Origin of the sequence: Streptomyces albospinus (assembly GCF_014648695.1) — a bacterium.
GTDB lineage: Bacteria > Actinomycetota > Actinomycetes > Streptomycetales > Streptomycetaceae > Streptomyces > Streptomyces albospinus.
On sequence record NZ_BMRP01000006.1, the window covers coordinates 216,272 to 236,839 of the forward strand.

A 20,568-nucleotide genomic window follows, 5' to 3' on the forward strand; every position below is an offset into this window, starting at 1 on the left:
GTGGCTCCTCCCGGGTCGCGCGGCGTGCGCACCGTGCGTACGCCCCTGGGATGCTAGCGGATCACTAAGCTGGCCCTTCAGACCGCATTGGCCCCACAACCGGGAGTTATGCACCATGGCAACCACCCGCACCGCCACCACCCACTGGGAAGGCAACCTCCTGGAGGGCAAGGGCACCGTCGCCCTGAACTCCTCCAACGTCGGCACCTACGACGTGAACTGGCCGGCCCGCGCCGAGCAGCCGAACGGCGTCACCAGCCCCGAGGAGCTGATCGCGGCGGCCCACTCCTCCTGCTACTCCATGGCCTTCTCGCACGGCCTGGCCGGCAAGGGCCACACCGTCGCCTCCCTCGACACCCGCGCCGACGTCACCTTCCAGCCGGGCGAGGGCATCACCGGCATCGTGCTGACCGTCAAGGCCAGCGTCCCCGGCCTGTCCGAGGCGGACTTCCAGGCCGCGGCCGAGGACGCCAAGAAGAACTGCCCGGTGAGCCAGGCACTCGCGGGCGTCAAGAACATCACGCTCAACGCCGAGCTGATCTGAGCTGACCTGATCTGACGGAGCGCCGGGGCGGCCGTCCGCCCCGCGCGCGGTCAACGGCGGTGCGCCGGCGGGCCCTTGGGCCGGGCCGGCGCACCCCGGGTCCGACCGGTGGTCAGGGCCGGGCCCTAGCTCCAGCGCCCGGTGCGCCCCAGCAGCAGCGCGGTCGCCGCCGTGCCGGCCGTGGAGGTGCGCAGCACGGTAACACCCAGGCGGTACGGCTTGGCACCCGCCTCGGCGAAGGCGGCCAGCTCCTCCGGGGAGACGCCGCCCTCCGGGCCGACGACCAGCACGATCGAGCCCTGGGCGGGGAGTTCGGCGGTGGCGAGCGGGGCGCTGCCCTCCTCATGGAGGACGGCGGCGAAGTCGGCGTCGGCGAGCAGCGCGGCGACCTGCTTGGTCGTCAGCGGGTCGGCGACCCGCGGGAAGGTCAGCCGGCGCGACTGCTTGCCCGCCTCGCGCGCCGTGGCACGCCACTTCGCCAGCGACTTGGCGGCACGCTCGCCCTTCCACTGGGTGACGCAACGCGCCGCCGCCCAGGGGACGATGGCGTCCACGCCGGTCTCGGTCATGGTCTCCACGGCCAGCTCCCCGCGGTCGCCCTTGGGAAGCGCCTGCACGACCGTGATCGTGGGCGCCGGAGGGGCCTCGGTGCGCAGCTCCGCCACGGCGACGGTGAGCCGGTCCTTGCCCTCGACGGCGGCGACCGTGCCCTGGGCGCCGGCGCCCGCGCCGTCCGTCAGCACGACCTCCTCGCCGACCCGCAGCCGCCGTACCGACACCGCGTGCCGGCCCTCGGGACCGTCCAGGGTGAGGGTGCCCCCGGCCCGTACGCCCGCCAGCGACTCGACGAGGAAGACCGGCGCGGTCATGCGGCACCGCCGGTGACGTCCGGCTCCGCGGCGCCGCGGTCCTGGCCCAACGCGGCGCGTGCCGCGTCCAGTTCGGCCATCAGCACCTCCACCAGCCGCCCGGCGGGCATCTCCCGCGCCAGCCGGTGCCCCTGCCCCGCCCACAGGTTCATGCCCTGCGCGTCGCCGGCCTTGGCGGCGGCCTTGCGGACGGTGGAGGTGAGGTAGTGCACGGCGGGGTAGGCGGCCGGCGCGTACGGGCCGTGCTCGCGAAGGAAACGGTTCACCAGCCCGCGGGCCGGCCGGCCGGAGAACGCCCGGGTCAACTCCGTGTGCGTGAAAAGGGGGTTGGTCAGCGCCTGCTTGTGCAGCGGGTTGGCGCCGGACTCGGGCGTGACCAGGAAGGCGGTGCCCAGCTGCGCCATCGACGCCCCGGCGGCCAGCACCGCCGCGATCTGCGCCCCGCGCATCAGCCCGCCCGCGGCGATGACCGGGATCTGCACGGTCTCCCGGACCTGCGCGAGCAGCGCCAGCAGCCCCAGCCCCGCGCCGGTGCCGTCCGCGTGCGGATCGTCCCGGTGGGTGCTCTGGTGGCCGCCCGCCTCCACACCCTGCACACAGACCACGTCCGCGCCGGACCACTGCGCGGCCTGCGCCTCGGCGGCCGTGGTGACCGTGACGACGGTGTACGTGCCGACCTTGGCGAAGGCGTCGAAGACCGCCCGCGAGGGGCAGCCGAAGGTGAACGAGACCACCGGCACCGGGTCGTCGCGCAGGATCGCGAGCTTGGCCTCGTACCCGTCGTCCGAGGGGCCGTCGATGTCGCCGAGCTCGGTCTCGTACCAGGCGGCCTCGCCCGCGAGTTGCTCACGGTAGACCTCGACGGCGGACGTGTCGGCCAGCGAGGGCTGCGGCATGAAGAGATTGACGCCGAAGGGGCGGTCGGTCAGCGCCCGCAGCTGTTTGATCTCCTGGTACATGCCGTCGGCGGTCTTGTATCCGGCGGCGAGGAAACCGAACCCGCCGGCCTGGCAGACGGCCGCTGCCAGCTCGGGCCCGGAGGCGCCGCCCGCCATCGGGGCCTGCACGATGGGGTGGCGGCAGAGATCGGTGAGCGCGGTGGGCATGACCACATCGTGTCACGCCCACCGCCCTGCCCCGAACCGGGGCGCCACCTCGAAGTAAGGGACGGCCTACCGTCCGTCGCGGTGCCTCACGGGGACCCGGGGGAGCGCCCCCGGACCCCCGGACGGTACGCCTAGCGCCCGTTGAAGGCGTCCTTCAGGCGGGAGAAGAGCCCCTGCTGGCCGGGCTGGAACTGTCCGGTGGGACGCTCCTCGCCGCGGAGCTTGGACAGGCGGCGGAGCAGCTCCTCCTGCTCGGGGTCGAGCTTGGTCGGGGTCTGGACCTCGACGTGGACGATCAGATCGCCCCGGCCGCCGCCGCGCAGATGCGTCACGCCCCGCTGGTGCAGCGGGATCGACTGGCCGGACTGGGTGCCGGGCCGGACGTCGACCTCCTCCATCCCGTCCAGCGTCTCCAGCGGGCACTTCGTGCCCAGCGCCGCCGCCGTCATCGGGATGGTCACCGTGCAGTGCAGATCGTCGCCGCGCCGCTGGAAGACCGGGTGGGACACCTCGTGGATCTCGACGTAGAGGTCACCGGCGGGGCCGCCGCCGGGGCCGACCTCGCCCTCGCCGGCCAGCTGGATGCGGGTGCCGTTGTCGACACCGGCCGGGATCTTGACCGTGAGCGTACGGCGCGAGCGGATCCGGCCGTCGCCCGCGCACTCGGGGCACGGGGTCGGCACGACCGTGCCGAAGCCCTGGCACTGCGGGCACGGCCGGGAGGTCATGACCTGGCCCAGGAAGGACCGGGTGACCTGCGAGACCTCGCCACGACCGCGGCACATGTCGCAGGTCTGCGCCGACGTACCGGGCGCCGCGCCCTCGCCGCTGCACGTCGTGCAGACCACGGCGGTGTCGACCTGGATGTCCTTGGTCGTACCGAACGCTGCTTCGCTGAGCTCGATGTCGAGGCGGATCATCGCGTCCTGGCCGCGGCGGGTCCGCGAGCGCGGTCCGCGCTGCGACGCCGTGCCGAAGAACGCGTCCATGATGTCGGAGAAGTTGCCGAAGCCCGCGCCGAAGCCGCCCGCGCCGCCGCCGGCACCGCCGGACTGCGAGAGGGGGTCGCCGCCGAGGTCGTAGACCTGCTTCTTCTGCGGGTCGGAGAGGACCTCGTAAGCGGCGTTGATCTCCTTGAACCGCTCCTGGGTCTTGGGGTCCGGGTTGACGTCCGGGTGCAGCTCGCGCGCCAGCCGCCGGAATGCCTTCTTGATCTCGTCCTGCGAGGCATCGCGCCGTACGCCCAGGACCGCGTAGTAATCCGTGGCCACTTACGACTCCGCCAGGATCTGTCCGACGTAACGTGCCACTGCGCGTACCGCTCCCATCGTTCCGGGGTAGTCCATGCGGGTCGGTCCGACCACGCCCATTTTTGCGACGGCCTCGTCGCCCGAACCGTAGCCGACGGCGACGACCGAGGTGGACGTCAGGCCCTCATGGGCATTCTCATGCCCGATACGTACGGTCATGCCCGAGTCCTTGGCCTCCCCGAGCAGCTTGAGCAGCACCACATGCTCCTCAAGGGCTTCCAGCACCGGCCGGATGGTCAGTGGGAAATCATGCCCGAAGCGCGTGAGATTGGCGGTACCGCCGATCATCAGCCGCTCTTCGGTCTCCTCCACCAGAGTCTCCAGCAACACCGACAGTACTGTCGAGACCGTGCCGCGGTCGTCCTGCTCGAACGACTCCGGGAGATCCTGCACCAGCTGCGGCACGTCCGTGAACCGCCGCCCGACGACCCGGCTGTTGAGCCGGGCCCGCAGGTCCGCCAGGGACATCTCGCCGAACGGCGACTGACAGTCGATCAGCCGCTGCTCGACCCGTCCGGTGTCCGTGATCAGCACCAGCATCAGCCGCGCCGGGGCCAGCGCCAGCAGCTCGACGTGCCGGACCGTGGACCGCGTCAGGGACGGGTACTGCACGACCGCGACCTGCCGGGTCAGCTGCGCCAGCAGCCGGACCGTGCGGCCGACCACGTCGTCGAGGTCGACGGCGCCGTCCAGGAAATTCTGGATGGCCCGCCGCTCCGGGCTGGACAGCGGCTTGACGCCGGCCAGCTTGTCGACGAAGAGGCGGTATCCCTTGTCGGTCGGGATCCGCCCGGCGCTGGTGTGCGGCTGGGCGATGAAACCCTCGTCCTCCAGGGCGGCCATGTCGTTGCGCACGGTGGCCGGGGAGACCCCGAGCTTGTGGCGCTCGGTGAGCGCCTTGGAGCCGACCGGTTCCTCCGTGCCGACGTAGTCCTGGACGATGGCGCGCAGCACCTCGAGCCTGCGTTCACTGAGCATCCTGCACACCTCCAGTCCGGCCGTTCCGCCGTGTCTCGATCTCTCCTGGCACTCACCTGAGCCGAGTGCCAGACCCAGTAAGTGTACGGCCGGGTAGCACGGATGCGGCAAGGGCAGGCGTGGTGGGGACTTACCCGGGACCGCGGACTCCGACCCCCGGCCGGTCCCCGAGCGACCCCCGAGCGCCCCCTGCCCCACCCCCTGTCCGGGACCCCGGACAGGACCGCCGGACCGGCCGACCGTCGCGCAACGCTATCGCGATGGCGCTAGCGTCTCGGTATGCGTACTGCATGGGAAGAGGCAGGCTGGGAGCAGCTCGGTGACGGTGTCGCCCGGCGCCGGATGCCCGGCTGGGACGAAACGATCGGGGTGGTCGCCGGCACCGCCGGGGTCATGATCATCGACACCGGCGCCACCCTCCGCGACGGCGCCGAACTGCGCCGCACCGTCCGCGGCGTGCTGGGCCGGGACGTGACACACATCGCACTGACCCACGCGCACTTCGACCATGTGCTGGGCACCGCCGCCTTCGCGGGTGTCGAGGTGTTCGGCGCGGCCGGACTGGGCGAGCTGCTGCGGCGGAGCAAGGACGAGCTCCGGCACTCCGCGATCCGGCACGGCGTCGACCGGGACGCCGCCGCGGAGGCCGCCGACCTGCTGGTCGCGCCGCACCACCACGTCCACGGCGAGCTGACCGTCGACCTCGGCGACCGGCAGGTGCTGCTGGCCGACGTCGGCCCCGGCCACACCGCGCACGACCTGGCCGTCCTGGTGCCCGGCCGGCACGGCTCCCCGGAGATCGTCTTCTGCGGCGACCTGGTCGAGGAGTCGGGCGAGCCGCAGGCCGGGCGGGACGCGCTCCCCCAGCAGTGGCCCGCCGCCCTGGACCGCCTGCTGGCCCTGGGCGGTGCGGACGCGGTGTACGTGCCCGGCCACGGCGCCGTCGTCGACGCCCGCTTCGTCCGCGCCCAACGCGACGCCCTCGCCGCCCGGTTCGGCCCCCCGTCGTCCTGAGCCGCCGCCCCGCGCCGCCCCTTCGCTTCCGCCGCTCCCCCTCCTTCTCCTCCCGGCCGCCCGGTCCGAGTCCGACCGGTCCGAGTCCGACCGGTCCGACCGGTCCGACCGGTCCGCCCAGAGAAGTCCGTCGACAGAACAGGCCCTCATGCAGAGCAAGCGCTACAGCCCCGACCTCACTCCCCCGTGGAAGAAGCAGCAGCCGGCACCCGAAGTGCCCGCCGACCCCGATCTGGTCGTCGAGGAGGTCACCACGGGCTACTGCGGCGCCGTGATCCGCTGCGAGAAGACCGCCGAGGGTCCGACGGTCACGCTGGAGGACCGGTTCGGCAGGCAGCGGGTCTTCCCGATGGCGCCGCGCGGCTTCCTCCTGGAGGGCAGGGTCGTCACGCTCGTACGCCCCCGGAGCCGCCCCGCGCCGACCGGTCCGGCGCGGACCGCCTCCGGGTCGCTCGCGGTCCCCGGCGCCCGCGCCCGGGTCGCGCGGGCCGGCCGCATCTACGTGGAGGGGCGGCACGACGCCGAACTGGTCGAGCGCGTCTGGGGCGACGACCTGCGCATCGAGGGCGTGGTCGTGGAATATCTGGAGGGCATCGACGACCTCCCGGCGATCGTCCGCGCCTTCTCTCCCGGCCCGGACGCCCGGCTCGGCGTCCTGGTCGACCATCTCGTCCCCGGCTCGAAGGAGTCCCGGATCGCGGCCGAGGTGACCGGCGACCACGCGCTGGTCGTCGGGCACCCGTACATCGACGTCTGGGAGGCCGTGAAGCCGTCCTCGGTGGGCATTCCGGCGTGGCCGTCCGTGCCGCGCGGCCAGGACTGGAAGACCGGGGTGTGCCGGGCGCTGGGCTGGCCGGAGAACACCGGCGCCGCCTGGCAGCGGATCCTCTCCCGCGTGCGGTCGTACAAGGACCTGGAGCCGGCTCTGCTGGGGCGCGTCGAGGAGCTGATCGACTTCGTGACGGCCCCGGAGGGGGCTTAGGCCCGGGCCGGGCCATGTGGTGCGGGGGCGGTGGCGAGCGCACTCTGGTAGCAGCGATTCCGGAGGTGACCGTCATGTTGAAGACCGCTGTCGGATGGCATGTCGAGCTGGAATTCGAGGAGGACACCCATCGCACCCGGGCCGCGGCGCTGGTGCGGCTGCCCGACGGGACCGAGGTGCGGTCCCACGGTTATGCCAGCCGCCACCCCGCCGACGGGAACCAGCCACGGGTCGGCGAGGAGGTCGCGGGCGCGCGGGCGCTCAACGATCTGGCGATGCAGCTGCTGACCAAGGCCCATGACGAGATCGACACGGCCTCGGGGCGGCAGTCACGCCCGCTGACCCACTGACCCGCCGTGACCCACGAGCCTGCCGTACTCCGCTGAAGTGCCGTGATCCGCCGACCCGTTGCCCCGGCAGCCGTCCCGTGGCCCGGCGGCCGGGCGGTCGGGCTGCGCCGGTCCGGGGTGGGCCCGCCGGTCGGTCCGCTCAGTCGACCAGGTCGCGCACCACCGCGTCCGCCAGCAGCCGCCCGCGCAGCGTCAGCACCGCGCGTCCCGCCTCGTACGGGCCGGGCTCCAGGAGCCCGTCGGCCAGCGCGCGGGCGGCGGCGCGGGCGCCCGCGGGGGCGAGGAGGGACAGCGGGCAGCCGGCGGCGAGGCGGAGCTCCAGGAGGATGCGCTCGACGCGGCGGTCCTCGGCCGGGAGGACCTCGCGGCCGGCGCCCGGGGAGCGGCCCTCGCCGAGGGCCTGGGCGTAGGCGCCGGGGTGCTTGACGTTCCACCAGCGGACGCCGCCGACGTGGCTGTGGGCGCCGGGGCCGGCGCCCCACCAGTCGGCGCCGGTCCAGTACAGCTCGTTGTGGCGGCAGCGGGCGGCCTGCGACGTGGCCCAGTTGGAGACCTCGTACCAGGTGAAGCCGGCGGCGGTGAGCCGGTCCTCGGCGATCAGATAGCGGTCGGCGTGCACATCGTCGTCGGTCATCGGGATCTCGCCGCGGCGGATCCGGCGGGCCAGCTGGGTGCCCTCCTCGACGATCAGCGCGTACGCCGAGATGTGGTCGGGGCCGGCGCCGGTGGCCGCGTCCAGGGAGGCCCGCCAGTCGTCGTCGGTCTCGCCCGGGGTGCCGTAGATCAGGTCGAGGTTGACGTGGTCGAAGCCGGCCGCGCGGGCCTCGGCGACGCAGGCTTCCGGGCGGCCCGGGGTGTGGGTGCGGTCGAGGATCTTCAGGACGTGCTGCCGGGCGCTCTGCATGCCGAAGGAGACCCGGTTGTAGCCGGCCGCCCGCAGCTCGGCGAGATAGCGGGGGTCGACGGACTCCGGGTTGGCCTCGGTGGTGATCTCGGCGCCGGGGGCCAGGCCGAACTCGTCGCGGAGGGCGGCCAGCATCCGGCCGAGGTCGGCGGCCGGCAGCAGGGTCGGGGTGCCGCCGCCGACGAAGACCGTCTGCACGGGGCGGGGGTCGTCGCCCAGCACCTTGCGGGCGAGGCGGATCTCCTCGACGACCGTGTCGGCGTAGTTGTCGCGGGAGGCCAGGGCGCCGCCGGAGCCGCGCAGCTCGGTCGCGGTGTAGGTGTTGAAGTCGCAGTAGCCGCAGCGGGTCGCGCAGTACGGCACGTGCAGGTAGAAGCCGAGGGGCCGGTCGGCGGCGCCGGTCAGTGCATGGCGGGGCAGTGCCCCGTCCTGGGGCATCGGCTCACCGTCGGGCAGTGCGGAAGGCATGGAGTCCATTGTCCGTCATGCGGCGGCGGTGCCGGCTGCGCTCCGGCGGCGGCCCTCGTCACACCGCCCGGCCCGCCCTTACGGCACCCCGTTCGCCGCCCCGCGGGCCGCGGCCTGGAGGACCAGCAGCGCCAGGTCGTCGTCGGGCGGCGTCGGCCCGAAGGCGTGGACCGTGCGCCGGATGTGCTCCGCGATGTCCTCGGCGCCCTGCCCGGCCGCCGCGGCGAGGGCCTGGGCCAGCCCGTCCTCGTCGTCGAACAGCTGCTGTCCCGAGCGGCGCTCGGTCACCCCGTCGGTGACGCACAGCAGCGTCTCCCCGGGCCGCAGGTCGAACGACTCGCTGACGTACGCGGCGTCCTCGACGACCCCCAGCAGCATCTGCGGCGCCGCCACGACCCGGACCGCGCCGTCCGTGCCCAGCACCAGCGGCAGCGGGTGGCCGGCGCTGGCCAGGGTGCAGCGGGCGCCGCCGGAGCCGCCCCGGTACGGCACGATCTCGCCGTAGAGGAGGGACAGGAAGCGGGCCTGCTCGCCCTCCTCGCGGATCTCGACGGGCGCCTCGGCCCCGGCGCCGGCCGCCGCCACCGCCGCCGCGACCGCCGCGACCGAGTCCGCGGCCTCCCGCGCCATGGTCTTGTTGAGCCGGTCGAGCACCTCCGCGACCCCGAAGCCGTCCCGGGCCAGCAGCCGCAGCACCGGCCGGGCGAGGCCGGTGACCGCGGCGGCCTCGGGGCCGCTGCCGCAGACGTCGCCGAGGGCGAAGCACCAGCGGCCGTCGCCGGCCTCGAAGAGGTCCCAGAAGTCGCCGCCCGCCCAGGCGCCCTCGCGCGGCTCGTAGACCACCGCGGACCGCACGCCGGGCACCTGGGCCCGGCCGCGGGGCAGCAGCCGCCGCTGGAGGACCTGGCTGATGCGCTCCTGGCGGCTGTAGGCGCGGGCGGTGGCCACCGCGCGGGCGGCCCGGCGGCACAGGTCCTCGATCAGCGCGACCACCTCGTCGGGGAAGCGCAGCAGCCCGGCCCGGCCGAGCAGCACGGTGCCGAGCCGGCGGCCACCGGCGACCAGCGGGCAGGCCAGGGCCGCGCCGCCGGGATCGTAGTCGGCCGGTTCGTGCGGCCAGGGCCAGGTCGCCGCGGTGGGCCGGCCGCCGAGGGCCTCCCCGGCGGCGGCGCCCGGCGGCTGCTTCTCCAGGGCGGTGCGCAGCGCGTCGATCCGGCCCTCGCACATGTGCCAGACGCGGGCCAGCCGCGGCGCGTCGCCGCTCGCCGCCAGGCCACGTCCGGGGGCGCCGCCGTCGCCGTCGTGGAGCCACACCGCGCACCAGTCGGCGAGCCGCGGCACGATCAACTGGGCGGCCAGGGAGGCGACTTGGTCGGCGTCGAGCTGTCCGGAGAGCAGATCGGACGCCTCGGCGAGGAAGGACAGCGCCCCGCTGTCGACGCCGCCCCGGCCCCGGGCCCGGCCGGCGGTGCCGTCGGGGCCATCGGGGCCGTCGGGCGGGGCGGTGCGGCGGGGCACCGGGGCGAGGAGTTCGGCGGCCCGCAGCCCGCGGCGCAGCAGCGCGTCGTCGACCGCGCCGTACTCGCTGTACTCGCCGTACGTCCCGAACTCCTCGGCCACCCCTTCGGGCTCCGGCCGTACGCCCTCCGGGACGCCCACGGGCAGCCGGAACCACACGGTCTTCATCGCCCGCCGGTAGGTCACGCCCCACGCCTCGGCCACCGCGCTGATCAGCTGGAGCCCGTGGCCGCCGCCCTCGTGGGCGCCGGTGTCCTCGCGGGCGCGGACCGGCTGGGTGGGGTGCCGGTCGGAGACCTCGACGACCAGGCCGGCGCGCGGCGGCTCCTCGGGGTCCACGCCCGGCGGGGCGTCCGGGAAGGGCCCCGGCTCCGCGTCCGGGTCGAGCCGGCAGCGCAGTTCGACGGTGGTCCCGGCGTGCACCACCGCGTTTGTCACCAGCTCGCTGACCAGCAGCACCGCCTCGTCCGCCAGCCGGTCGGTGAGCCCCTCGGCGCCGGGCAGCCGCTGGGCGGCCCAGTCGGCGAACGCGCCCCGGACGAACTGCCGCGCGGCGGCTGCGGCCCGCGGGTCGCCGGGCAGACTGGCCCGCAGGGACCGCGTGGCGGCTCCCGCAAGGTCGTTCCGTTCAGACGAAGTTGTCGTCCTCATTGAGCAACTCCCGAGCAGCTCCCCTACAGCGCCGGATGCGCCAACGCCAGGGTGACAGAACGAGCGCACCCATAAGCGGTGAGTCACGGAAGTGCGTGGTCAGCGCCGTCAATTCGGCTGACGCGGCACGGTAGTTGACCGACACGCGAAGATACGTGCGAATCAACCTGTATGGACAACTTCACCGGCACCGCCCGCCCGTCCGGACACGGCGGTGCGGGGCGGACCCACCCGGCCCGCCCCGCACCCGCGGCCGTTACGCCTCCCGCGACCCGGCGTACATCTCGTCCAGCAGGTCCTTGAACGCCCGCTCGACCGCCGGCCGCTTGACCTTGAGGCTGGGCGTGACCTCGCCGTGCTCTATGTCCAGATCGCGCGGCAGCAGCCGGAACTTGCGGATCTGCTGCCAGCGCTGGAGCCCTTCGTTGACCCGCTCCACGTAGCCGTCGATCAGCTCGCGGACCTGGTCGGTGGCGACGACCTCGGCGTACGTCCGGCCGGCCAGCCCGTGCTCCTCGGCCCAGCCCAGGATCGTCGGCTCGTCGAGCGCGATCAGCGCGGTGCAGAAGTTGCGGTTGGCGCCGTGCACCAGGACGTTGGAGACGAACGGGCAGACCGCCTTGAACTGGCCCTCCACCTCCGCCGGCGCGATGTACTTGCCGCCGGACGTCTTGATGAGGTCCTTCTTGCGGTCGGTGATCCGCAGATAGCCGTCCGGGGAGAGCTCGCCGATGTCGCCGGTGTGGAACCAGCCGTCCTCCTCCAGGACCTCGGCGGTCTTCTCGGGCAGGCCGTGGTAGCCCTGCATGATGCCGGGGCCGCGCAGCAGGATCTCGCCGTCCTCGGCGATCCGCACCTCGGTGCCGGGCAGCGGCTTGCCGACCGTGCCGGTGCGGTACGCCTCGCCGGGGTTGACGAAGCTGGCGGCGCTGGACTCCGTCAGGCCGTAGCCCTCCAGGATGTGGATGCCGGCGCCGGCGAAGAAGTAGCCGATCTCCGGGGCGAGCGCGGCCGAGCCGGAGACCGCGGCGCGCAGCCGCCCGCCGAACGCCTCGCGCAGCTTGGCGTACACGAGCGCGTCGGCGACCTTGTGCTTGGCGGCGAGCGCGAACGGCACCGAGGCGTTGCCCGTGCGCTTGAAGTTGTCCTGGGAGAGCTTGGCGTACTCGCGGGCCACCCCCGCCGCCCACTGGAAGATCTTGTACTTGGCGGCGCCGCCCGCCCGGGCCTTGGCCGCGACGCCGTTGTAGACCTTCTCGAAGATCCGCGGGACGGCCGCCATGTAGGTCGGCCGCACCGTCGGCAGGTTCTCGATGATCTTGTCGACCCGGCCGTCCACCGCGATCACCTGGCCGGTGGCGATCTGCCCCGCGGTGAGCACCTTGCCGAAGACGTGCGCGAGCGGCAGCCAGAGGTACTGCACGTCCTCCGCGGTGACCATCCCGGTCGCCTGGATCGCGCGCGCCATGTACGCCCAGCAGTCGTGCGGCAGCCGCACGCCCTTGGGGCGGCCGGTGGTGCCCGAGGTGTAGATCAGCGTCGCCAGCTGGTCGGCGCGCAGCGCACCGACCCGCTCCTTGACGCACTCCGGGTGCTCCTCCAGGTAGGCGGTGCCGCGCTTCTCCAGTTCGGCGAGAGAGACCACCCAGCCCTCGGGGTCGCCCTCGGCGGGCTGTGCGTCGCTCTCGTCGATGACCACGACGTGCGCCAGCTCGGGCAGCTCGGCGCGCTTCTCGCGGGCCTTGGCGAGCTGGCCGGCGTCCTCCGCGATCAGCACCCGGCTGCCGGAGTCGGCCAGGATGTACGCGGTCTCCTCGGCGTTGGTGCTGGGGTAGACGGTGGTGGTGGCGGCACCGGAGCAGAGCACCCCGAGGTCGGCGAGGATCCACTCGACCCGGGTGTTGGACGCCAGCGCCACCCGCTCCTCGGGGCGCACCCCGAGGACGATCAGCCCGGCGGCCATGGCGTAGACCCGCTCGGCGGCAGCGGCCCAGGTCAGCGTCTTCCAGTCGTCCGGGCCGGCGGAGGAGGACGGCACCGGATAGCGGTACGCCTCGTTGCCGGGCGTGGCCGCGACCCGTTCCAGGAACAGGGTCGCCACCGAAGGCGGCCGGTTTTCGATCAGCGTGTGGGTGTCCGTCACGGCATCCTCCGGGGCCCGCTTCATTGCTGGTGACTCGCGAGTAACCTTTGAGCAGTGATCAGAGTAGAACGCGTGACGCCGCCACGTAAGGGGCTGCGGCCGAATGGTTCGCGATGTGACCACCGCGATAGGTGTACGTAGCAATCGCATTACCCGGCGGAGAGCGGCGGCCCGCACCGCAACCGGCACGGCAAAGGGCGCCGGCTCCCGGAGGAACCGACGCCCCGCAGCCGTCCACCGGCCGGCTGCTTCTTCCTGCTTCTTCCTGCTTCTTCCTGCCTCTTCCTACTTCTTCGCCTTGCCGTCGCCCTCGGAGTCCGACGACAGCACCGCGATGAAGGCATCCTGCGGCACCTCCACGCTGCCGACCATCTTCATCCGCTTCTTGCCTTCCTTCTGCTTCTCCAGCAGCTTCCGCTTACGGGAGATGTCACCGCCGTAGCACTTGGCGAGGACGTCCTTGCGGATGGCGCGGACCGTCTCACGGGCGATGACCCGGCTGCCGATGGCGGCCTGGATCGGCACCTCGAAGTTCTGCCGCGGGATCAGCTCGCGCAGCTTGGCCACCAGCCGGACGCCGTACGCGTACGCCTTGTCCTTGTGCGTGATCGCGGAGAACGCGTCGACCTTGTCGCCGTGCAGCAGGATGTCGACCTTCACCAGGTCCGAGGTCTGCTCGCCGGTGGGCTCGTAGTCCAGCGAGGCGTAGCCGCGGGTCTTGGACTTGAGCTGGTCGAAGAAGTCGAAGACGACCTCGGCGAGCGGGAGGGTGTAGCGGATCTCGACCCGGTCCTCGGAGAGGTAGTCCATGCCGAGCAGGGTGCCGCGGCGGGTCTGGCACAGCTCCATGATCGCGCCGATGAACTCGCTGGGCGCCAGGATCGTGGCCCGTACGACCGGCTCGTGGACCTTGTCGATCTTGCCGGTCGGGAACTCGCTCGGGTTGGTGACGACGTGCTCGGTGCCGTCCTCCATGTCCACGCGGTAGACCACGTTGGGCGCGGTGGCGATCAGGTCGAGGCCGAACTCGCGCTCCAGCCGCTCACGGATGACCTCCAGGTGCAGCAGGCCCAGGAAGCCGACGCGGAAACCGAAGCCCAGCGCGGCCGAGGTCTCCGGCTCGTAGACCAGCGCGGCGTCGTTGAGCTGGAGCTTGTCCAGCGCTTCGCGCAGCTCCGGGTAGTCCGAGCCGTCGAGCGGGTACAGCCCCGAGAACACCATCGGCTTGGGGTCCTTGTAGCCGCCCAGCGGCTCCTCGGCGCCCTTGGCGAGCTGGGTGATGGTGTCGCCGACCTTCGACTGCCGGACGTCCTTCACGCCGGTGATGAGGTACCCCACCTCACCGACCGACAGACCGTCCGCCGGCGTCATCTCCGGCGAGTTCGTCCCGATCTCCAGCAGCTCGTGCGCGGCGCCGGTGGACATCATCTTGATCCGCTCGCGCTTGCCGAGCGTGCCGTCGACGACCTTCACGTACGTCACGACGCCGCGGTACGCGTCATAGACCGAGTCGAAGATCATCGCGCGCGCGGGGGCGTCCTTGACCCCGACCGGAGCCGGGACGTCGCGCACCACGCGGTCCAGCAGCTCGGGCACCCCGACGCCGGTCTTGGCGGAGACCTTCAGCACGTCCTCGGGCTCGCAGCCGACCAGGTTGGCCAGCTCGGCGGCGAACTTCTCGGGCTGCGCGGCCGGCAGGTCGATCTTGTTGAGGACGGGGATGATCGTGAGGTCGTTCTCCATCGCCAGGTAGAGGTTGGCGAGGGTCTGCGCCTCGATGCCCTGGGCGGCGTCGACGAGGAGGATGCAGCCCTCGCACGCGGCGAGGGAGCGCGACACCTCGTAGGTGAAGTCGACGTGGCCCGGGGTGTCGATCATGTTGAGGATGTGGGTCGCCCCACTCCCCTCCTCGCCCTCGGACGGCGCCCAGGGAAGCCGGACCGCCTGGGACTTGATCGTGATGCCGCGCTCGCGCTCGATGTCCATCCGGTCCAGATACTGCGCGCGCATCTGCCGCTGGTCGACGACACCGGTGAGCTGGAGCATCCGGTCGGCGAGCGTCGACTTGCCGTGGTCGATGTGCGCGATGATGCAGAAGTTACGGAGGAGCGCCGGGTCGGTACGGCTCGGCTCCGGCACGTTCGTAGGGGTCGCGGGCACGCAGGATCCATTCAGTGAACGCGGTAGGCGGAACGGGGGTGTGTCATCTCGTGTCAGACGACGTCTCCCCCATCGTCCCATGAGCGACGGGGGTGGGGCGGTTTGGGCGTCCGCGGGGCGGACGGCCGGTCCACCCGGACGCTCCGGCGACGGGCCGGGCCGGACACTCCGCGACGGGCGGGCCGGAACCCCCGTGCAGCGGATTCGGCGATCCCAGCCGGTACGGGGCGGGCGGTACGGTCCGCCCAGGGCGCCTATGGTCCGCACCGGGGGCCGGTACAGGGCGGGCGGGGCTGGTACGGGGCGGCAGCGGGCCGCATCCGAGGGCGGTGCCTGGTGTGGCGGCGGTCCCTGGGCGGGAAGCGGTGCCCGGTCGGTGCCCGGTACGAAGGCGATACCTGGTCGGGAGGCGATCCCCTGATCGGGAGGCCGCTCCTAGGTGGGGAAGCGGCTCCTGCTCCGGGGGCGGCTGCGCTGCTCCGGGGGCGGTCCCCGGCCCGGTTTGGGTGCCCGTAAACCCTGCTGGTAGCCTGGTCCACTGCGCTTCGTGCCCTCTCTCGTGCGCGGCGCAAATCGAAACTCCAACGAACCTGAAAAGGCTCTTTCGTGGCGAACATCAAGTCCCAGATGAAGCGGATCAAGACCAACGAGAAGGCTCGTCAGCGCAACAAGGCTGTCAAGTCCGCTCTGAAGACCTCGATCCGTCGTACCCGTGAGGCCGTGGAGGCCGGTGACCTCCAGCAGGCCACCGCCGCCGTCGCCGTCGCTTCCAAGAAGCTCGACAAGGCCGTCAGCAAGGGTGTCATCCACAAGAACGCCGCCGCCAACAAGAAGTCGGCGCTGGCCAAGAAGGTCAACGCCCTCAAGGGCTGACCTTCGTTCCCGACCGCACCAGCTGCGGTCACCCTGCCGCCAGGGACCCAGCGGCCCCTCTCACCGCTCCCTGACCGGTGCACCACCGCGCCGCACACGGCCTGCGTTCGCCACGCGGGTGCGGCGCACCCGGCTCGTACGGCGGAATCCGCCGAAGCAGCCGACCATGCTGCATACGAAAAGCCCCACCTCCGCCCCCTCCCCGGGGCGAGGGCGGGGCTTTTCGCTTACGTGCGGGGGGATGGGTGGCGCGGACCCGGGCCGGGACCGTGCACGGGTGGCGCGGGCGGCGTACAGGTCGTGCGGGCGGCGAGCTCGGAGGGGAACGGCGTACGCCAGGGGGCCGGGCAAACCGGCTGTCAGGGGTCGGGCGACATGGCCCTTGATATACGCCCCAGTCTCGGATATCTGGATAGCTCCGGACAGGGTTGACTGTCGGCGATGTCCGCTACGCTGCGGCCATGTCCAATACGGGGGACCAGAACAGCCCTTACAACTCCCAGCCGCAGCCGAGTCCTTACGGCCCGGCACCCGCACCGCCGAACCCGCTGCCCGCCCAGCAGAATCCGTACGGGCCACCGAACCCACCGGCCGGGGCACCGCCCCAGGGGCCGGGCGGTTACGGCTATCCCGCGGTCGGCGCCGCCGGAGCACCCGGACCGCCGGGAATGCCAGGAATGCCCGGGATACCCGGGATATCCGGGGCGCCGGGGGCACCGACAGGCGCTGCGGGAGTGCCCGGCATACCCGCATGGGCCCCGCCCGGCGGCGTTCCCGGCGGCACGGGCCGCGGCGTCTCCGGCTGGCTGTGGGCCATCGGCGGCGCGGTCGCAGCCACCGCCATCGGGGCGTCCGTGATGTTCGCCACCGGCGGCTTCTCCTCGGCCCCCGACCCCGACCTCAAGGGCTACGCATACAAGAACGACCTCTGCGCCGCCACATCCATGACCCCCTTCGAGAACGCCCACTTCCAGACGAAGCCGAGCACCGGAAGCGCCGGCTCGGCCTCGTCGGGCTCGTCCACGGAGAACCCCCAGCACAGCGGCGTCCAGCAGCCGTCGATGGACTCGATGTGGTGCAACGTCACGCTGACACCGGACGGCGCCGGCAGCACCGGCTACTCCTCGACCTGGCTCAACAACGCCGTCACGCTGCACAAGAAGTCCGACCCGACGCCGGAATTCGCGGACACCTACCGCTCCTGGGAGAAGCAGCAGGCGTCGGTCCACTACAAGGTCGAGTCCGTCTCGGACCTCGGCGACGAGGCGTATCTGGTCACCCGCGACGACGCCTCCAACAACAACGGCTCGTACGTCGTCCTCGCCGTCCGCGACGGCTGGATGACCTACCAGTCGACCTGGTCCAGCTATACGTCGAGCGCCGGCACCAGCAAGCCGCCGACCACCGCCGAGATCACCACGATGCTCGAAACCAGCGCCAAGGAAACGCTGCGCCGGCTGAAGGAATAGACGGGGAAGGAACAGACGGGGACGGGGTAGGCGGGGAAGGCGTAGACGGGGAAAGGCTCGGACCGGGGCAAAGCGGCTGTGAGCGTTGGCAGGTGGGCCCCAGTCGCGAGGACCGTCACGGCGCCTGTCCCGGGGGGCGTCAGGGCCCGTCGAGGGCGCCTGTGCCGGGGTCGGGTCCCGTCGAGGGCGCCTGGCGTGAGTGGCCCCGCCCTGAGTGCCCGTCGTGAACCCCTCGCGAGCCCGTCGCGAGCCCGTCGCGAGCCCGTCGCGAGCCCGTCGCGAGCCCGTCGCGAGCCCGTCGCGAGCCCGTCGCGAGCCCGTCGCGAGCGACGCTGCGGTGGAGGCCCATGGGCGACTGTGGTGGAGGCCCTTCGGAGGCGCCTGCGGTTGGGGCGGCTCGGCACCGCCCGACCGCTCCCGCACCCGGGGCCACCGCCCCGCAAACCCGCAAGCCCGCAAGCCCGCAAGCCCGCAAGCCCGCCAAAGGCCTACCGCGCCACGCCGCCGACGACACGTGTGCTGCCCACCTGCCCTGACGGCGGGACCGGGCTGCATGCCTGATGCCGGGGCCGAGCTGCTTCCCTAACGCCGGGACCGGGCTGCCCGGGCAATCGCCACCACGGCCTTCTCCAGGGCGTATTCGGGATCGTCCCCGCCGCCCTTCACCCCCGCGTCGGCTGCGGCCACCGCACGCAGTGCCGTCGCGACACCGTCCGCCGACCAGCCGCGCATCTGCTGCCGTACCCGGTCGATCTTCCACGGCGGCATCCCCAGATCGCGGGCGAGGTCACCGGGGCGGGCGCCGCGCGGGGCGGAGGCGAGCTTGCCGATGGCCCGGACCCCCTGGGCCAGCGCGCTGGTGATCATGACCGGGGCGACACCGGTCGCGATCGCCCAGCGCAGCGCCTCCAGTGCCTCGGCGGCCCGGCCCTCCACCGCCCGGTCGGCGACCGTGAAGCTCGACGCCTCGGCCCGGCCCGTGTAATAGCGCGCCACGACCGCGTCATCGATCGTGCCCTCGACATCGGCGGCCAGCTGCGAGCACGCCGACGCCAGCTCCCGCAGATCGCTGCCGATCGCATCGACCAGTGCCTGGCACGCCTCCGGCGTCGCCGACCGCCCGGTGGCACGGAACTCACCGCGGACGAACGCGAGCCGGTCGGCCGGCTTGGTCATCTTCGGGCAGGCCACCTCGCGCGCCCCGGCCTTACGGGCCGCGTCCAGCAGGCCCTTGCCCTTGGCCCCGCCGGCATGCAGCAGCACCAGAGTGATCTCCTCGGCGGGCGAGCCGAGATACGCCTTCACGTCCTTGATCGTGTCCGCGGACAGGTCCTGGGAGTTCCGCACCACCACGACCTTGCGCTCGGAGAAGAGCGAGGGGCTCGTCAGCTCGGCGAGGGTGCCGGGCTGGAGCTGGTCCGAGCTGAGGTCGCGCACATCGGTGTCCGCGTCGGCCGCCCGGGCAGCCGCCACCACCTGCTGTACCTCACGTTCGAGCAGCAGGTCTTCCTGGCCCACCGCGATCGTGACGGGGGCGAGCGGATCGTCGTTAGCTGTCTTCCTGGCCATCGCGTTCCAGCATCCCACGCCCCACTGACACCGCCGTCCGCGCCGCAGCCCGGCCGCGCTCCGGCCCACTTCCCGGAACGCCCTACCGCTCCCCGACAATGGTCCGGTGAACGACACCCATCACCGGCGCCACGTACTCGTCCTCCCCGATCGCGACGCCGCGGAGCAGGTCGCCGAGGCACTGACCGAGCGCTTCGGCGTCGCCGAGGAACCCCAGCTCGTACGGGACGCACTGGCCGGCGAGGACGACGCCGAGGACGCGCAGTGGCTGGTGGTCGTAGAGGACCCCGAGGCCGCCTACGACGCGGCCCGGCTGGACGACCTCGCCGCCGAGTACGAGGGCTGGCGCGAGGAGGAGTAACGACCAGCGGCAGCCCGGGCAACCGTCGATCGCCGAGCGGGGACTCGGGCTCCCCTCTCCCGTCTCCCGTCTCCCGTCTCCCGTCTCCCGTCTCCCGTCTCCCGTCTCCCGTCTCCCGTCTCCGACCGTCGACGGGGGCTTCCCCTGGGGGCTCCCCTCCCTCCCTCCCTCCCCTCCCTCCCTCCCCCTCCCTCCCCCTCCTTGCTCTTCCTGCCTCCTTTCCCCTTACCTCTTCTGCTCGTTAGCGTTTCTCCTCGTTACCGGTGAATGGCGTGACGACCGGCTCCCTGTCCAGCGTGATGCCGAAGTGACTGCGATAGGCGGGCAGGACCTCGGCCCCGCCCAGTTCACGTTCCTCGCGAGCGCCATCGGCCCCGGTGATCAGCAGCGTACGGCCGGAGAGCGTGACCCGGCCGGTCCCCGTCAGCCGCGAGCAGACCAGCGACCGCGTGAAGTGGGACCGGGGCGAGGTGCAGTTCCACCAGCACCCGACCTCGAAGTCCGCGAGCGTCCGCGGGCGTTGCTCGACCCTGTACTGCGGAACCCCGACCCGCAGAACATCCAGATCCCCCTCGGTGGTCTCCTCTATACGGAAGACACCCCCGGGGTCGGCCTGGTCCTCGCGGCTGTCCAGCAGCAGCGGATAGTGGCTGTGCCGGCCGAATCCGACATCCGCGAGCCACGGCCCGGTGGGCGTCTGCACTCTCAACGCCAGGTGGTCATAAGGAATCCCGATCCCATCGGGCCCGAACACCCGCGCCGACAGCAGCGCGACCTCGTACCCGAGCGCCCGGAGCAGTACCGCGAAGGCGCCGTTGAGCTCGTAACAGAACCCGCCCCGCCGCGCCCCGACGATCTTCTCCAGCAGCGGCCCCTCCGCAAGCACGATCTCCTCACCGAGATGGATCGAGAGGTTCTCGAACGGCACGGCCCGAAGATGGCTCAGATGCAGCCGCCGCAGTGCTTCGGCATCCGGGACGACAGGCCGTTCGGCACCTATCCGCCGGAGATACCGGAGACAGGCGCCGGCCTCGTCGCTCATGCCTTTCCTCCTCACACCCGTCGCGTCGCTCACACCCGCCATGTTGTTCACACCCGTCGCGTTGCTCACGCCTGTCACGTCGGTCGCGCCCGCTGCGTCGGTTATGCCGGTGGCGTCGGGCGCGCCTGTCACACCCGTGCTCTCGGGCGCATTGGAGACGCCCGTCGCATCCGTGGGGTTTATGGGGTCGATGGGGGCGGCGTCCATCAGAAGTGTGTCCTCTCCCTCGGATATGCGTCTCCGCCATGATGCGGATA

Annotated in this window: 17 protein-coding genes; 7 read left to right on the forward strand and 10 right to left on the reverse strand. The window is 72.5% G+C overall.

The annotated features are described in order from the left end of the window. Positions 1-115 precede the first annotated feature (115 nt). A complete protein-coding gene (locus IEZ17_RS11630; RefSeq protein ID WP_189299174.1) occupies positions 116-544 on the forward strand; it encodes an OsmC family protein in 429 nt (142 codons plus the stop codon). 125 nt (positions 545-669) lie between these two features. On the opposite strand, the gene IEZ17_RS11635 is transcribed toward IEZ17_RS11630, so the two are convergent. The 4 genes from IEZ17_RS11635 to hrcA all read right to left on the reverse strand — a co-directional run bounded on the left by IEZ17_RS11635 (position 670) and on the right by hrcA (position 4,807). After that, positions 670-1,413 carry a 16S rRNA (uracil(1498)-N(3))-methyltransferase gene (locus IEZ17_RS11635; protein WP_189299176.1) on the reverse strand — a complete coding sequence of 248 codons (744 nt, stop codon included), beginning with the start codon at positions 1,411-1,413 and terminating at the stop codon, positions 670-672. Beyond that, positions 1,410-2,519: a nitronate monooxygenase gene (locus IEZ17_RS11640; protein ID WP_189299178.1), complete on the reverse strand. Its 1,110-nt coding sequence runs from the start codon at positions 2,517-2,519 to the stop codon at positions 1,410-1,412. The genes IEZ17_RS11635 and IEZ17_RS11640 overlap by 4 nt, the downstream gene beginning before the upstream one ends. Positions 2,520-2,650: 131 nt before the next feature. Next, positions 2,651-3,790, reverse strand: a complete 1,140-nt coding sequence (gene dnaJ, locus IEZ17_RS11645; RefSeq protein WP_189299180.1) for a molecular chaperone DnaJ — start codon at positions 3,788-3,790, stop codon at positions 2,651-2,653. Further along, on the reverse strand, positions 3,791-4,807 hold the full coding sequence (gene hrcA / locus IEZ17_RS11650; RefSeq protein WP_189299182.1) for a heat-inducible transcriptional repressor HrcA: 1,017 nt from the start codon (positions 4,805-4,807) through the stop codon (positions 3,791-3,793). It abuts the gene before it with no gap. Positions 4,808-5,086: 279 nt separating this feature from the next. Here hrcA and IEZ17_RS11655 point away from each other — a divergent pair, with 279 nt between their 5' ends. The 3 genes from IEZ17_RS11655 (at position 5,087) to IEZ17_RS11665 (ending at position 7,153) form a co-directional block, all read left to right on the forward strand. Further along, complete coding sequence (locus tag IEZ17_RS11655) at positions 5,087-5,821, forward strand: MBL fold metallo-hydrolase (protein ID WP_189299184.1); 735 nt, start codon at positions 5,087-5,089, stop codon at positions 5,819-5,821. Positions 5,822-5,969: 148 nt separating this feature from the next. Next, positions 5,970-6,803 (forward strand): DUF3097 domain-containing protein, encoded by an 834-nt coding sequence (locus tag IEZ17_RS11660; protein WP_189299186.1) that lies wholly within the window; start codon positions 5,970-5,972, stop codon positions 6,801-6,803. A 74-nt stretch (positions 6,804-6,877) separates the two neighbouring features. Continuing rightward, positions 6,878-7,153, forward strand: a complete 276-nt coding sequence (locus IEZ17_RS11665; protein ID WP_043264297.1) for a DUF1876 domain-containing protein — start codon at positions 6,878-6,880, stop codon at positions 7,151-7,153. Between the two features lie 139 nt (positions 7,154-7,292). Here IEZ17_RS11665 and hemW read toward each other — a convergent pair whose 3' ends face one another. The 4 genes from hemW to lepA all read right to left on the reverse strand — a co-directional run bounded on the left by hemW (position 7,293) and on the right by lepA (position 14,997). Beyond that, complete coding sequence (gene hemW, locus IEZ17_RS11670) at positions 7,293-8,525, reverse strand: radical SAM family heme chaperone HemW (RefSeq protein ID WP_189299187.1); 1,233 nt, start codon at positions 8,523-8,525, stop codon at positions 7,293-7,295. A gap of 78 nt (positions 8,526-8,603) precedes the next feature. Beyond that, positions 8,604-10,694, reverse strand: a complete 2,091-nt coding sequence (locus IEZ17_RS11675; protein ID WP_189299189.1) for a SpoIIE family protein phosphatase — start codon at positions 10,692-10,694, stop codon at positions 8,604-8,606. 256 nt (positions 10,695-10,950) lie between these two features. Then, a complete protein-coding gene (locus IEZ17_RS11680) occupies positions 10,951-12,837 on the reverse strand; it encodes an AMP-dependent synthetase/ligase (RefSeq protein WP_189299191.1) in 1,887 nt (628 codons plus the stop codon). 285 nt (positions 12,838-13,122) lie between these two features. Further along, positions 13,123-14,997 carry a translation elongation factor 4 gene (gene lepA / locus IEZ17_RS11685; protein ID WP_189299193.1) on the reverse strand — a complete coding sequence of 625 codons (1,875 nt, stop codon included), beginning with the start codon at positions 14,995-14,997 and terminating at the stop codon, positions 13,123-13,125. Between the two features lie 606 nt (positions 14,998-15,603). On the opposite strand from lepA, the gene rpsT reads away from it, so the two are divergent. Next, positions 15,604-15,870, forward strand: coding sequence for a 30S ribosomal protein S20 (gene rpsT / locus IEZ17_RS11690; RefSeq protein ID WP_189299195.1), 267 nt, complete (start codon positions 15,604-15,606; stop codon positions 15,868-15,870). A 734-nt stretch (positions 15,871-16,604) separates the two neighbouring features. Continuing rightward, positions 16,605-17,339, forward strand: a complete 735-nt coding sequence (locus tag IEZ17_RS11695; RefSeq protein WP_229852163.1) for a hypothetical protein — start codon at positions 16,605-16,607, stop codon at positions 17,337-17,339. Between the two features lie 582 nt (positions 17,340-17,921). On the opposite strand, the gene holA is transcribed toward IEZ17_RS11695, so the two are convergent. After that, the gene (gene holA, locus IEZ17_RS11700) at positions 17,922-18,908 is read right to left on the reverse strand and encodes a DNA polymerase III subunit delta (RefSeq protein ID WP_189299197.1); all 987 of its coding nucleotides are present in this window, start codon (positions 18,906-18,908) and stop codon (positions 17,922-17,924) included. Between the two features lie 106 nt (positions 18,909-19,014). Here holA and IEZ17_RS11705 point away from each other — a divergent pair, with 106 nt between their 5' ends. Continuing rightward, positions 19,015-19,269: a hypothetical protein gene (locus tag IEZ17_RS11705; protein ID WP_189299199.1), complete on the forward strand. Its 255-nt coding sequence runs from the start codon at positions 19,015-19,017 to the stop codon at positions 19,267-19,269. Between the two features lie 241 nt (positions 19,270-19,510). On the opposite strand, the gene IEZ17_RS42260 is transcribed toward IEZ17_RS11705, so the two are convergent. Next, positions 19,511-20,518, reverse strand: coding sequence for an arylamine N-acetyltransferase family protein (locus IEZ17_RS42260; RefSeq protein ID WP_308427632.1), 1,008 nt, complete (start codon positions 20,516-20,518; stop codon positions 19,511-19,513). Positions 20,519-20,568: the final 50 nt, after the last annotated feature.